General features: G+C 60.9%; 10 protein-coding genes and 1 pseudogene. 10 read left to right on the top strand and 1 reads right to left on the bottom strand.

Features of this window, described 5'->3' with window-relative positions:
- Positions 1-607 precede the first annotated feature (607 nt).
- The 8 genes and pseudogenes from CFE428DRAFT_RS01815 (at position 608) to CFE428DRAFT_RS01785 (ending at position 10,506) form a co-directional block, all read left to right on the top strand.
- The gene (locus CFE428DRAFT_RS01815) at positions 608-1,399 is read left to right on the top strand and encodes a tetratricopeptide repeat protein (protein WP_006977716.1); all 792 of its coding nucleotides are present in this window, start codon (positions 608-610) and stop codon (positions 1,397-1,399) included.
- Between the two features lie 315 nt (positions 1,400-1,714).
- Positions 1,715-2,395 (top strand): response regulator, encoded by a 681-nt coding sequence (locus tag CFE428DRAFT_RS01810; RefSeq protein WP_006977715.1) that lies wholly within the window; start codon positions 1,715-1,717, stop codon positions 2,393-2,395.
- Positions 2,392-3,582, top strand: a pseudogene (locus CFE428DRAFT_RS01805) (sensor histidine kinase); the annotation flags it as partial. The gene CFE428DRAFT_RS01810 and the pseudogene CFE428DRAFT_RS01805, both read left to right, overlap by 4 nt.
- A 71-nt stretch (positions 3,583-3,653) precedes the next feature.
- The gene (locus tag CFE428DRAFT_RS40865) at positions 3,654-3,803 is read left to right on the top strand and encodes an ATP-binding protein (RefSeq protein ID WP_420196870.1); all 150 of its coding nucleotides are present in this window, start codon (positions 3,654-3,656) and stop codon (positions 3,801-3,803) included.
- Positions 3,804-3,815: 12 nt separating this feature from the next.
- On the top strand, positions 3,816-5,144 hold the full coding sequence (locus tag CFE428DRAFT_RS01800; protein ID WP_083804926.1) for an efflux RND transporter periplasmic adaptor subunit: 1,329 nt from the start codon (positions 3,816-3,818) through the stop codon (positions 5,142-5,144).
- 15 nt (positions 5,145-5,159) lie between these two features.
- Positions 5,160-5,891, top strand: coding sequence for an RraA family protein (locus CFE428DRAFT_RS01795; RefSeq protein WP_006977712.1), 732 nt, complete (start codon positions 5,160-5,162; stop codon positions 5,889-5,891).
- A gap of 17 nt (positions 5,892-5,908) precedes the next feature.
- A complete protein-coding gene (locus tag CFE428DRAFT_RS01790; RefSeq protein WP_006977711.1) occupies positions 5,909-9,097 on the top strand; it encodes an efflux RND transporter permease subunit in 3,189 nt (1,062 codons plus the stop codon).
- Positions 9,094-10,506 carry a TolC family protein gene (locus tag CFE428DRAFT_RS01785; protein WP_006977710.1) on the top strand — a complete coding sequence of 471 codons (1,413 nt, stop codon included), beginning with the start codon at positions 9,094-9,096 and terminating at the stop codon, positions 10,504-10,506. Before CFE428DRAFT_RS01790 ends, CFE428DRAFT_RS01785 begins: the two co-directional genes overlap by 4 nt.
- Before the next feature lie 354 nt (positions 10,507-10,860).
- Here CFE428DRAFT_RS01785 and CFE428DRAFT_RS01780 read toward each other — a convergent pair whose 3' ends face one another.
- Complete coding sequence (locus tag CFE428DRAFT_RS01780; RefSeq protein ID WP_272941091.1) at positions 10,861-11,487, bottom strand: LysR substrate-binding domain-containing protein; 627 nt, start codon at positions 11,485-11,487, stop codon at positions 10,861-10,863.
- Positions 11,488-12,038: 551 nt separating this feature from the next.
- On the opposite strand from CFE428DRAFT_RS01780, the gene CFE428DRAFT_RS01775 reads away from it, so the two are divergent.
- Positions 12,039-12,275: a hypothetical protein gene (locus CFE428DRAFT_RS01775; protein WP_006977705.1), complete on the top strand. Its 237-nt coding sequence runs from the start codon at positions 12,039-12,041 to the stop codon at positions 12,273-12,275.
- Positions 12,223-14,058, top strand: coding sequence for an FUSC family protein (locus CFE428DRAFT_RS01770; RefSeq protein ID WP_006977704.1), 1,836 nt, complete (start codon positions 12,223-12,225; stop codon positions 14,056-14,058). Before CFE428DRAFT_RS01775 ends, CFE428DRAFT_RS01770 begins: the two co-directional genes overlap by 53 nt.
- Positions 14,059-14,062: the final 4 nt, after the last annotated feature.

Genomic DNA, 14,062 nt, shown 5'->3' with positions numbered 1-14,062 from the left:
ACGGCTCACACCCGCAACGCGTCAACCCGTCGCGGAAACAATACTCCCCAAGGGCCGGCATGGCTTGTCGGCGGCACAACGACTGAGATGCGTCGTCCAGCCGAGGATTTCTAATTCGCTGCCAAGATGATTCCAGCTTTCGACCGATTCGGAAAAGGATCATGGAAGCCACGGTCGCCGCAAAGAGCCACCACAAGTGAGCCCGATCCAGGAATAGTTCACATCCAAAGATCACCGCACAAATCGCAAAAAATGACGACCCCTGAGACCCTCATCCACTTCGCGATGACCAGGCGAAGACTGGGAAAACCACCTGCAGTAAGGGAATCGATTTTGCGCGGAAGAAGAGGCTGCACAGTGAGTATCAATCTGGGTCCGCCCATCAAACTCCACTTCCCATGACGCGCGGCTGAACATTCCCTGAATGTTTAGTCATTTTCAGGGGCGTTTTTTGCGCCGGCCTTCAGTGTAGCCAGACAAATTTTCAGCCGAGAGAGGCCGGAGATCAAACCATTTGCCTTCGGCTCGCGAATCCTTATTAGGTGCGTCGCTTATCTCACCACGCGGGATCTACGAGAAGGCTGCGACCCAACACGCTTCATGTGCCATGAATACTCGTCTCTTTTTGTCTTTTTTTCGAGTGGCGGCAGCCGCCCTGCTTGGTGTCTCGGCGGTGGCGGCCGATATCCCTCCCACAGCCCCACCGGCGCTGGACGATTTGATCAAGCAGGGAGCGGAATTCGACGACCGCTTCGACGCCAAGGATGCGCTGCAATATTACAATCAAGCCGAGAAGCTGGATCCGAAAAACGCCGATGTGCTCGTGCGCATCGCAAGGCAGTATCGATATATGCTGGCGGACGCTTCTTCGAAGGCGGAAAAGCTGCGACTCGGCCATATCGCGCTCGGCTATTCCGAACGCGCCGCGGCCGCGGGCCCGAAGGATCCCGAGGCGCAGCTTTCCATCGCCATTACCTTGGGGAAGATGCTGCCTTACATGAAGACCAAGGATCAAGTGGACGCCACACCGCGGATCAAAGAGTCGGTGGATAAGGCACTGGCACTGGATCCGCGCGATGACACCGCGTGGCATATTCTAGGGCGATGGAATCGCGTCCTGGCCGATATCACCGGCTTGAAGCGCCTGTTAGCCGGTGCTGTTTACGGTAAACTTCCCAAGGGAAGCAACGCAGAGGCGGAGGCGTGTTTGCACAAGGCGATTGCCATTAACCCACATCGCCTCATGCACTATGTCGAACTCGGCCGGGTGTACGCGCAAATGGGAAGAAAGGATGACGCCCGCCGCTGCATCGACAAAGGGCTCTCCATGCCCAACCGGGAAAAGGACGATCCGGAAACCAAGGAACGGGGCCGCGAGGCTTTGACGAAGCTGAAATAGGTCGCAGGACACTCGGGGGTACGAGAGTGTGAAATAGTCTCCAAAACGTTTCGAACAGAAAAGGCAATTGTCGGGCGGCGATCTTCGCCGCCGCAGGGCGACGCATGGCCTTGGTTCGGGCGGAGGTGGCCAGGATGGCCGCCCTACCATTGCTCTCTCTACTTTCACCCGCCTGGAATGCCCTCCAGCAACGATCTCCAGAGGGAGGATTTGGACCCGTCACGCTGTAAACCATTCGTCTACGCTTTGCAGTATGAGGAATTCTTAATAGTACTTTCATAAGAACCCCAGAACGACAGTGTCTAGTAGTTCCCCATGCGCATCCTTCTCGTTGAAGACGAAGAGAAAGTAGCCCGCTTCATTACAGTCGGCCTCAAGGCCGAGCGTTTTGCAGTGGATACGGCGCGTGATGGGAAGACGGGATTGCAGATGGCGTCGCTCAATCCTTACGACTTGCTCATCGTCGACCTGATGCTGCCGGAAATCAACGGCACGGAACTGATCCGGCGCGTGCGCAAGCAGAACACCGATGTCCCCATCGTAGTGCTGACGGCTCGCGATGCGCTTTCCGACAAGGTGGCCAATTTCGAATCGGGCGCGGACGACTATCTGACCAAGCCGTTCGCCTTTGCAGAATTGCTCGTCCGCATCAAGGCGCTGCTCCGGCGCGGCGCCGTGCCGCGCGCCAATGTCATTCAGATCGCCGACCTCGAGATCGACCGGCTCGCGCACCAGGTGCGGCGTGGGGGCCAGTCGATCAAGCTGACCGCCAAGGAATATGGCTTGCTGGAATACCTGGCGACGAATGCCGGGCGCGTCCTCTCCCGCACCATGATCGTGGAACACGTGTGGGACCAGAGCTTCGAGGGATTGACCAACATCGTGGATGTCTACGTCCGCCAATTGCGGGCGAAGATCGACGAACCCTTCGACAGAAAGTTGATTCACACCGTGCGCAGCGTGGGCTACGTGATCAATGAAAACGGCATGGAATGAATTCCCAGTCGATCCATTTTCGGTTGATCGTCTGGTACGCGGGCGTCCTGCTCCTCGTGCTCCTGGGCTTCGGCGCGTTCACCTACACCACGCTCCGTTTTTTTGGCAATCAAGTGTTGGGTGAAAGCATGGCGCACCGCGCGCAACAGATCGCGGATTTGGTGACCAGTAATCCGGCGGGGAAGGATCCTCAATACGTCTCGCGGGAAATCGTCAAACGCTACGACCCGGCGACGAACGACCGTTTTGTGCGCGTCTCGCGCAGCGATGGACAGATCCTGTTTCTTTCCGACGAGCCGAATGACCGGAGCTTTGCTCCGCAGGAAATTCCGGTGTGGCAGCGCAAGGCGGAAAAACCGACGACGTACATGGTCGTGGCGCCGGGCGGCACCCGGTTGCTCGTCGCCGCCCAGCGAGTGCAGGCGCGCAACAACACGTTTTTAATCGAGGTCGGCGGCACGCTCACGTCCAACGAACAACTGCTTCAGCGCCTGCTCCTCACCCTTTTGCTGGGCCTGCCGGTGGTGCTGGCCGTCGTGATTTTCGGTGGCTATGTCCTCACCAAGCGCGCGCTGCAACCGGTGCAGACCATGATGCGCGCGGCCCAGGAAATTACACTGAGCCAGCTGAGCCGGCGGCTTCCGGCACTGAACAGCGACGATGAAGTCGCGCATCTGGCCGCGGTGCTGAACCAGATGATCGCCCGTCTGGATGAGTCCTTTCAAAACACGGCGCGTTTCACTGCCGACGCCTCGCATGAACTGCGCACCCCGCTGACCATCATCCGCGGCGAACTCGAAGCCATCCTGCTCGACCGCAAGCTCGAGCCGGATCTGCGCGATTCCCTGGCCAGTCTGCTGGAGGAAGCGGAGCGCCTCGTGCGTATCGTGGAAGGTCTTTTCGCCCTTTCCCGCCTCGATTCCGGTGAAGCCCAAACCGAACGTGTGCGGTTCGACCTGGCCAAACTCGCGGAGACGACTGCCGAACAGATGTGCCTGCTCGCCGAGGTGAAACACATCGATCTCGTCTACGAGACTTCCCACTGTGTGGAAATCGAGGGGGACCGCTCCCGGCTCAAGCAAGTCGTCGTCAACCTGCTCGACAACGCGATCAAATACACGCCCGAACATGGACGGGTCTCTCTCGCGGTGCGCTCGCAGAATGGCAGTGCACTGCTCGAGGTCTCCGATACCGGGACCCGGGCGTTTCCGAGACGGCCCTGCCACATTTGTTCGAGCGTTTTTACCGGGCGGATGAAGTGCGCTCCCGCGAGATCGGCGGAGCGGGGCTCGGTCTTTCCATCATCCAATCCATTTGCACCGCCCATGGCGGCGGTGTCACCGCCGCCAATACACCGCCCAGCGGCTGTCGTTTCACCGTTGAACTCCCGCTCGCCCACAAAAGCTAGCTCCGCATATCCATGAGCCAATCCTCCCTCTCGGCACCACCACCATCCGAGGCCAAACCCATGACGGAATCCACCCCGCCGCATCCTCACCCCGCGGCCACCACCCCGCCGGCACCTGCAGTTCATCCTGCCCCGCCGCCCACAGTTTCCCCAGCCCACTCCACTCCGCCGCAAAAGCGCCGTATGCCATGGTTCACCATTGCCCTGGTGCTGGCGGCACTGGCGGCAGCGATCCTCTATATGGGTCGCCATGAGAGCGGTTCCGCCGAAACTGCGAAGACGACGGTGGCCGTGGCGAAAGTGGCGCGTGAAGACCTCGTCCAGGATCTTTGGTTGTCGGCCGAATTCCACCCTTATCAGGAAGTCTCGCTGCACAGTAAAGTGGCCGGCTACTTGAAAGAAATCTCCGTCGATGTCGGAGACCAGGTCAAAGCCGGACAGAAGATTGCCGAACTGGAAGTGCCCGAATTGCAGGACGAACTGGCCCGGGACCAATCCGCCTACCAGGCGAGCCTGGAGGACGTGAAGCGGGCGGAGGCCGATTTTGCCCAGGCCAAGATCGTTTATGGACGCCTGCAAGGCGTGAGCAAGGACCATCCGAAATTGGTCGCCCAGCAGGAACTGGATGACGCGCGGGCGAAGAACGACGCGATGCAAGGGGCGCTCGGCGCCGCCCAGCAGCGCGTGCAGGAACGCCAATCGGAGGTGAACAAAACGAAGACGCTGCTCGATTACGCCACGATCACCGTCCCTTTCGAAGGCATCATCACCCATCGCTATGCCGATCCCGGCGCGCTCATCCAGGCGGGCACGACTTCGAGTACGCAGACCCTGCCGCTCGTCGATCTCGCCCAGCAGGACATGCTGCGTCTCGTCTTCCCCGTGCCGGAGTCCGCCGCGCCGCTGATTCAGGACGGCAACCCGGTGGAGGTTTCGGTCAGTGCGCTCAATGAAACCTTCAAGGGCAAGATCTCGCGTTTCTCGGGGAAAGTGGAACGCGCCACCCGCACCATGCACACGGAGGTGGACGTGCCCAATCGCGACGGCCGCTACAAGCCGGGCATGTACGCCTTCGTGCGCCTCATTTTGAAGGAAGAAAAAAATGCCCTGGCCGTCCCGGTCCAGGCCGTCTCCACGGGCGACAAGCCGACCGTCTTCGTTTTGAACAAGGACAACGTCGTCGAAGAACGCCCGGTGACCGTGGGCCTGCAAACTCCGGACAAAGTGCAGATCCGCGATGGCGTCGCCGAGGGCGATCTCGTGATCGTCGGCAGCCGCACGCTGGCACGTCCAGGCCAGAAGGCCACCGGCAAGCTGATCGAAACGCCCAAGACCAACTGATTCACCCAGCGCTGCATGAATCCACTCGTCTCCCAGGAAACTCTCGCCGCCCTCGGCCAGCTCGATACGTGCGCCGTGGTGAATGCCATCGAGTGCTTCGACGTGCGGCTGCGCAACGAAGGCTTCACCGACGCCTCCATTCGCTGCCAACTGCCCGCCCTCCCTCCCATGGTCGGCTATGCCATGACTCTGCGCGTGCGCTCCGAATCCCCCTCATGGAAGGGCGAAAACTATCTCGATCGCACGGATTGGTGGGCCTTTCTCCAGACGCAACCGAAGCCGCACGTGCTGGTCATCCAGGATATGGACCGCCACGCCGGCACCGGGGCGTTCATCGGCGAAACGCACGCGGCCATCCTGCAGGCCCTCGGCTGTGTCGGCGCCGTCACCAATGGCGCCGTTCGCGATCTGCCGTCGGTGGAGCGCCTGGGCTTTCGGCTGTTTTCCAGCAGTGTCGCCGTCTCGCACTCCTACATACATGTGGTGGAAGTCGGTGGCGCGGTCGAGGTTGGCGGGCTGCGCATCGCTCCGGGAGATCTGTTGCACGGCGACCAGCACGGCGTGGTGCTGGTTCCCGCAGAGATCGCGGAACAAGTTCCCGCCACCGTGGAGCGCATCCAGGAACGCGAACGTGCGATTGTCAAATACTGCCATACTCCTGGCTTCACCCTGGAAGGGCTCAAGCGCATCACCAAAGGCAGCCCCTGCACTGACGAATCCCAGCCGGATTCCGGCCGCAAAAGCTAACTCCTCCCTCTTCTTTCATGTCTCGTTTTTCCATCAAGTATCCGTACTTCATCATCGTCATTTGTTTGATGATTTGCGTGATCGGCGTCACCAGCCTGGTGCGCATGCCGGTCGACCTGTTTCCGGCGATTCGCATTCCCGTGGTCGTTGTCGCCACCTTCTTCTCCGGCATGCCGCCCGAGCAGATCGAAAATGACATCACCGGCCGCTTCGAACGCTTCTTCACCCTCGGCAGCGGCATCGACCATATCGAGTCGCGCTCGCTGCCCGGCGTGAGCCTGATCAAGGTCTACTTTCAGCCCGGGACCAACGCCGACTCGGCGGTAACCACCATTTCGAATCTGGCCATGGCGCAGCTTAGACGCCTGCCTCCCGGCACGCTGCCCCCGGTCGTGTTGAAGTTCGATGCCTCGAGCCTGCCCGTCTGCCTCATCACCTTGAAAGGCGAGGGACTCAACGAAACCCAACTCCGTGACATCGGGCAATTCACGGTCCGCAACCAGGTGGCGAGTGTGCCCGGCGCATCGGTGCCGCAACCGTTCGGAGGCAAGTATCGCCAGATCATGGTTTACGTCGATCCGCTGAAGCTGGAGGCACATCAACTCAGCGTCATGGACGTGGTCCGTTCGGTGAACGAATCCAACCTCATTCTTCCAGCCGGCGACGTGAAGATCGGCCCGATCGACTACGGTCTCTACACCAATAGCCAGCTCCGCGGCATCGAGGATATTAACAATCTGCCGCTGAAGACGGTGGATGGGAAACCCGTGCTGGTCGGCGACGTAGGCCACGCCAAGGACGGCGCCCAGATCCAGACCAACGTCGTGCGCATCGACGGCCAGAAATCCGCCTATCTCTCGATTCTCAAGCAAGGCGGCGATGCCAATACCATTTCCATCGTCAACGGGGTGAAAAAAGCCGTCTCCGAACTGCTCGACGTCCCGAAATCGCTCGTGGCAAATGTGGTGTTCGATCAATCCGTCTTCGTGAAGACCGCCATCGAAAACCTCCTCCACGAAGGCGCGATCGGCCTTGTCCTCACCGGGCTGATGATTCTCATCTTCCTGGGAAACTTTCGCGCGACCGTTGCGGTCTTTCTTTCCATTCCGCTCTCCGCGCTGGCGACCTTTATTGCGCTGTCCTTTGGAGACAATTCGATCAACGCGATGATTCTCGGCGGCCTCGCGCTCGCCTTCTCGCGACTGATCGATAACTCGGTCGTGGTGCTGGAGAATATCTTTCGCCACATCGAACTGGGCGAAACGCCCGAGGTGGCTGCGGAAAAAGGTGGCTCGGAAGTCGCGTTGCCGGTGCTGGCGGCCACCCTCACCACGGCGATCGTGTTCTTCCCGGTCACGTTCCTTTACGGGGTCAGCCGTTTCCTGTTCTCCGCGCTGGCGCTGTCGGTCGTACTCTCGCTCTTCGCCTCCTACGCCGTGGCGATGTCGGTGGTGCCGCTCTTCTGCGCGAAGCTCATCAAGGCCCACCAGGAACACGGCTCGCATGACGGCCCGCCCCCGGCCGGCGCCTGGGCCCGCTTCAACTTCTGGTTCAACAAAAACTTCCACGCCTTTCTCAATCGCTTCGACGGCGCGCAAACCTTTGCCCTGGCGCGTCCGGCGTCCACGGTTCTGGCCATTCTCGGACTGTTCGTCCTGAGCTTTGCCCTCGTTCCGGCGCTGGGCCTCGCGTATTTCCCGCGCACCGATCCCGGACAGTTCGTCATCAACCTCAAAGCGCCGACCGGCACCCGCATCGAGGTCACGGAACAGGAAGTCGCGAAAGTGGAGGCGCTCGTTCGCAAGATCGTCGAACCGAAAGACCTGCGCCTGATCGTCTCGAATCTCGGTTCCACCGCCGATTTCTCCGCCATCTATACCAGCAACTCCGCTTCGCATACCGCCTTTGTGCAAGTGAGCTTGCAGGATGAACACAAGATCGGCAGCTACGAATACATGGACCGGATGCGCAAGGCCATCCACGACGAAGTGCCCGAGCTTTCCGCTTACTTCCAGTCCGGCGGCCTCGTCGACGCGGTCTTGAACCTTGGCCAACCGGCGCCGATCGACATTCAGGTCAGCAGTTCGAATCTGCAAAAGGCCTACGCCACAGCCACGGAAATCGCCGCCAAGGTCAAGGCGATCAAGGGAGTGAGCGACGTGCTCATTCCGCAGGACATCGACATGCCTTCGATGCGCCTCGAAATCGACCGCCTCCACGCCAGCCAGCTCGGCCTGAGCGAAAAAGAAGTGGTCGGCAACGTCATCACCGCCCTCGCTTCGAACGGCATGATCGCCCCGAGCTTCTGGGTTGATGAGAAAACCGGCAACGACTACCTGCTCACCGTCCAGTATCCCGAAGACACCGTGAAAACGATGTCCGACTTGAAGGGCATTCCTCTGCGCGCCTCCAATCAAACGGATCCGGCCCGGCTCGATGCCGTGACCAAGCTGGTCCCGATGCTCTCGCCCACCGAGGTCGACCACTTCCAATTGCGCCGGGTCATCGACGTCTTCGTCGCTCCGCATGGCGAGGAGCTCGGCCGCATCGCCAGCGCGGTAAACAAAATCGTCAAAGACACCAACAAGCCGGAAGGCGTTCGCATCGCCATTCACGGATCGGTGCAGGCGATGAATTCTTCGTTCACTTCGTTCGGCCTCGGTCTGATTCTCTCTCTGGTGCTCGTCTACCTCGTGCTCGTCGCACAGTTCAAATCCTTCATCGACCCCTTCTTGATTCTGCTCGCCGTGCCACCGGGCATCGCCGGGGTGATCGTGATGCTCACCGCGACCGGGACGACGCTCAACGTCATGTCGCTCATGGGTATCGTCATGATGGCCGGCATCGTGGTTTCCAATAGTATTCTCATCGTCGAGTTCACCCATCGCCTCATCGAAGACGGCATGGCCTTGCGCGAAGCCGTGCAATTTGCCTGCCGGGTGCGTCTGCGTCCGATCTTGATGACGTCGCTCGCGACGATCATCGGCCTAATTCCCATGGCCATGAAGTTGGGCACGGGAAGCGAAGCCTACGCTCCGCTGGCCCGTGCCATCATCGGCGGCCTCACCGTGTCGGTAGTGCTCACCGTCTTCATCGTGCCCGCCGCGTTTTATATCGTCTATCGCAAGCGTTTCGCCGACAAACGCCCGGCCTCTCCCATGCGCGTCGAGAGCGCTCCCCACAACGAACTCCAGCCCATTTCATGAAGCGCTTTTTCTTCGTTTTCTTCGGGATCACCTGCTGCGCAATTGCGGCTACACCGAAAGCCCGACCCCTCCCGGCGCCAGCCGCGCCGGAAAAGCATCCCGCGCCGGTGGATCAACTGGACCTCACCCAAGCCGAAACCATCGCTCTGCAGCAATCGCCGACGGTCTACGCTGCGCAGTACCAGGCGCTGGCCGCCCAACAGGTCGTGCGGCAGGTGAAGTCCGCCTTTTATCCGCAGATCACGGCGGAATTCAGCGCCGTCACCACGGGAGATGACTTCGCGGGCTTTTTCGGCCTCCATCCGATCACCAACCAGGATACCCGTATTGCCGCCTCAGGCGGTTTGAATAACCCGACCATCCTGAGCCGCCAGGCCAACGGGATTCTCTTCAACCAGCTCATCACGGATTTCGGGCGCACGTGGAACCTTACCGCGGCCTCGAAAAACATGGCGCTTTCCGCTGTCCAGAAAAGCACGCTAGCGCGCGCCAAAGTAATGCTGCTCGTCGACCGTGCTTATTTCCAGGCGCAGCAGGCGCAAGCGCTCCTGCGAGTAGCGGATGAGACGGTGATGGCCCGCCAACTCCTGGCCGATCAAGTCGGCGCGCTGGCCAAGAGCCAGCTCAAGTCCGAGCTCGATGTGAGTTTCGCCCGGGTGAGCCTCGACGAAGCCAAGCTGCTTCGGCTCGAAGCCCAGAACCAGGTCAACGCCGCTTTCGCGGATCTCTCCTATGCTCTCGGCTACCACGAAACACACCGGTTCGCGCTGGTGCCGATCCCGCAATTCGCGATGCCCAAGGGCAATCTTGCCGGTTACATCACCCAAGCGCTGGCGATGCGGCCGGAGGCACTTTCCTTGCGTCATGAACGCGATGCCGCCAAACAAACCGCGACGGCCGAACGCGCCGCTCATCTTCCCAAGGTCTCCCTGATCGGCGCCGCCGGCCGAGGCACCGCGGGCGATCCTCGCGTGGAAGGCGATTACGCCGCGGCGGGCGTTAATGTCGAGCTGCCCCTGTTCACCGGTTTTCGGCTGAGCGCGCGGGACAAGGAGGCTTCTTTGCAGGCGCAAACCGCCGACCAGAATTTGCAGGAAATCGAAGACCTCATCGCCAAAGACGTGGAAGTCGCCTTGCTCAACACCACCAATTCCGCCGACAAAATCGACGTCACGGCGAGCCTCCTTGCGAACGCCGAGCAGGCCTACAATCTCGCCGAGGCGAAATACAATATTGGCATGACCTCAATCGTGGAATTCAGCCAGGCGCAACTCGCCAAGCTGCAGGCGCAGATCAATCACACGACGGCAACGTACGAGTATCAGATCAATCGGCTGGTGCTGGATTTCCAAACCGGCGCGCCGAAGTACCTGCAATCGCCGGTGCCGCAGGTAGTGCCGCGGCGGTGAGGAGCGCTATCCGCCGGCTGTTAATAGCGTTAGCGCCTGGCAGAAAAGCGCGAAGCGCCCAAAAAAATCTCTGTCATCCTGAGCGGAGTGTCCCGGTGGTAAAGGGGCGGGACACGGAGTCGAAGGACCTCCAATATCCCGGGCGAAGGCGGTGGCTTGATGGACGCGTGGTCGCGAGCAAGTTGTGGAAGCTCCGCTCGAAAACCCAAAGAAGTCAGAGGTCCTTCGACTCCGCCCATACTTCCCCGCTTCGCTCAGGATGACGGTGTTTTTGGAGCGCTTCGCGCATCTCTGCGGTGCGCTCACCGCAAATATCCTCTTCGCATTTTCGGAAATGCCTTCCAGCAATTCATTCTATTCCTCGCTCAACAGCATCTGCTTGAACGCCTGACCGACTCCCGAAGGCGAAGGCCCCTGCCGGAACAGCAAGGAAAACGCTCCGCGAATGGTCAGCTTCGGACAATGGATCTTCCGCAGGATGCCGGACGCGATCTCCTGTTCGACGCCCAGACGAAACGCATAACCAATCCCCAATCCAGCAGCGACGAGCCGTTTGACGCCCGCGGGGCTGGGAATTTCCTGCACGATCTTCAGCCGATTCGGGCGAATGCCCAACCGGCGCAACGCCGACTCCATGAATTGCCGGGTTCCCGCCCCGACCTCGCGAACCACGATCGGACACTCGATCACCATCGTCGGAGTCACCTTGGCCTCTTTCGCCAGCGGATGGGACGGCGCAGCGATCCAAATGATTTCGTCCTCAAAGAACGTCTCTTTCTGAATCTCGGTCCGATGACACGGGCCTTCGATCAGCGCCAGGTCGATGCGCTGATCAAGCAGCGCGCCGATGATCGTGTCGGTGTTACCGTCAGTGACATCGCAGGTCACGGAAGGGAACTGCTTTTTGAAGCGGGCGAGAATTTTCGGCAGGTAATACGAAAGGATCGTCTTGTTCGTGCCGAGGCGAAGCCGTCCGGTCAGAATGCCCCGCAGGAGCCTGGCAACCGTTGCGCGACCGCTTCATGCGCCGCGGCGATTTCACGCACATGCTGCAAATACACCAGGCCCGCCGGGGTCAGGTCCATCCCCCGCGCGGAGCGAATTGAAAAGAGGAACGCCCAGCGTTTCCTCGAAGTTGCTGGATGTGCTTGCTCACCGCCGGCTGCGAAGGAGGTGCAGCAGGCGGGCGGCTTTGGAAATGCTCTGGCTCTCCGCGACACTGCGGAAAACCTCGAGGCGATAATTCATCATGGGCGGTTTACATTTTTCCGGGCCGGGGGAGCGGCCCCGTCGTAGGCCACCCGCTGCGCCGTATCGGAATGGGAAACCCATAACCTAAAGTTATGGCCCATGTCGAAAGGCGATTAGACGTTAGCGGTCGTTTTCGGAGAAGATGCCGCCCTCATGCATCTGTCCACTCCACGAGGAATGACCTGCCCCGGTCGCCGTAATCCTGCTCCCAAACGGGGCGGGACCGTCGTGGTTCGCGCCCTCGGCAGAAACGGCAGCGTGATCGGGCGGTTGGCGGTGACATGAGACCACTGCTGCACCCCTCTTCCATCCGTTATTCGTTGGCAGCCTGGCTGGCCACGGTGCTGGCGCTGATCACCGCTTTCATCCTGCAACTCGAGCCGGCCCAATGGTGCGGAATCACGGTGTGGATTCTCTTCATGCAGTCGCCGCGGCTGAACTATTCCAAGATCATCTGGTGGGTCTTTGGCACCCGTCACCGGCGCCTTGGTCGCCGTCGTGCTCATCGCGCTTTTTAACCAGACGCCCGACCTCTTCCTGGGCGCGCTGGCCACTTACCTCGCCATCTGCGCCGCCGCCGGCGCACTCGTCCGGAGTTACCAGGCCTATGGCGCCGTCCTCGCCGGCTATACCTGCGCCATCGTTTCGATGTCCGCCGCGGACCATCCCTCCCAAGTCTTCCATCTCGCGATCATGCGGGTCTCCTGCATTTTCGTCGGCATGGTCGCCGCGGTGATCGTCATGGCAGTGATGCTCCCGCCCCAGGGTCACTGGCGCGAAACCGTCCACCAACTCGGTGAGTATTTGAAAGCGACCCTGCATCAAGTGGCGCACGCCCTGCACCCCGCCGCGGCACCTTCGGCGCTGGGCTGGCGGCATGTGGTGGATCGCCTGGCCACCATCGAGCACACGCTGGACGTCACCACCGCCGAGACTCCCGAGTCGCGCTTGCGCACAGGACAGGCCCGCAGCCTCGTCGCCACGCTCTCCTGCCTGCTGGCCAAGGCGCAATCGATCGAGATTCATCGCCGACACCACCCCCAGCATGGCATTCCGGAAAATCTTTTTGTCCGCACCGCGACGCTCCTCGATGCCTTCGCGCAAAAGGCCGTGGCGGAAAAAGCCGAAACCCAAGCCACGGAACTCGTGCGCGAGTTGACCAGTCTGCGCGAGGAAATCGCGGCGCTGAGCGCGCTGCATCACGGTGATCCGGCCGGCGAGAAAATGTCCGATCGCTTCGTCCTCGATCGCCTCGGCGAAATCCTCGAGGAACTCGAGGAAGCGGTTTACGACTGGGCCGGTTTGTACGGCTCGTGGAAACCGCGGCGCCCCTCCTGCGTCACCCAGCATCGCGACTACTACACCGCCGCGCTCCACGCTCTGCGGGTTTTCGTAGCCGTAGGCATGGCCAGTGCGATCTGGTTCATCACCCAGTGGCCATCGGGTTCGATGCTCATTCTCTTTATCTGCATCGTGCTCGCCCTGCTCTCGTTGCAGGAAAATGCGCCCGACCTCGGCTTCTCCTTCATGAAGAGCGCGACCTTTTGCGCCTGCATGGCGTACGTCGATGCCTTCTGGGTCTGGCAGAAGGCGGAAGGGCTCGGCATCCTCGTGCTTTCCCTCGGGGTCTTTCTCGTGCCAGCCACCTATGCTTACCGGCATCCGCGCCTGCTCGGGAGCTCGGTCGTTTCCATGCTCATCTTCTATGGGCTCGCCAATCCGGCGAACCAGATGACCTACGACATCTCCGCGTTCCTGAACAATGGCCTGGCCCTGCTCACCGCCGCGGCTTGCGGATTCCTCTCCTTCCACATCGTGCGCCCGCTCACCCCGCAGGCACGGCGGATCCTCCTGGTGCGCTCGATGCGTCGCGAACTGGCCGGCGCCACGCTGCGGGCCGGTTTCGTTTCCGAGCAACGTTGGACGGCGTGCAGCTTCGACCGATTGCGGCTCCTCCACCGGGCGACCAGCCAGTTGCCCGTCGCCCCGGACGACTTCCGCGAAGACCAAATGCTCACCGGCTTGCAACTGGGCCTCCGGCAAATCCGTCTCCGCGAATTGCTCGACGCCGACGGCATGAGCCGCGAAGTCGCCCGCGAAATTCACGGCGCGTTCCGCCACTTCCGCGCGCTCTCGCGCCACCCGGAGCGGGTCGCCGGATTCCTCCGCGCCACGTGCGACCGGTTGGGCCAGCGCTTCACCGGCACTACTCCCATTCCCGAGAGCCAGCTCCAGGCCGTGGCGGAGCTCCAGGAAATGACATCGCTCCTCGAAACCCGCGAACTTTTGCCCACCCCCTGAACCA

The sequence above is a fragment of the Chthoniobacter flavus Ellin428 genome (assembly GCF_000173075.1).
GTDB classification, from domain to species: Bacteria; Verrucomicrobiota; Verrucomicrobiia; order Chthoniobacterales; family Chthoniobacteraceae; genus Chthoniobacter; species Chthoniobacter flavus.
This window is presented reverse-complemented; position numbering and strand designations above follow the sequence as displayed.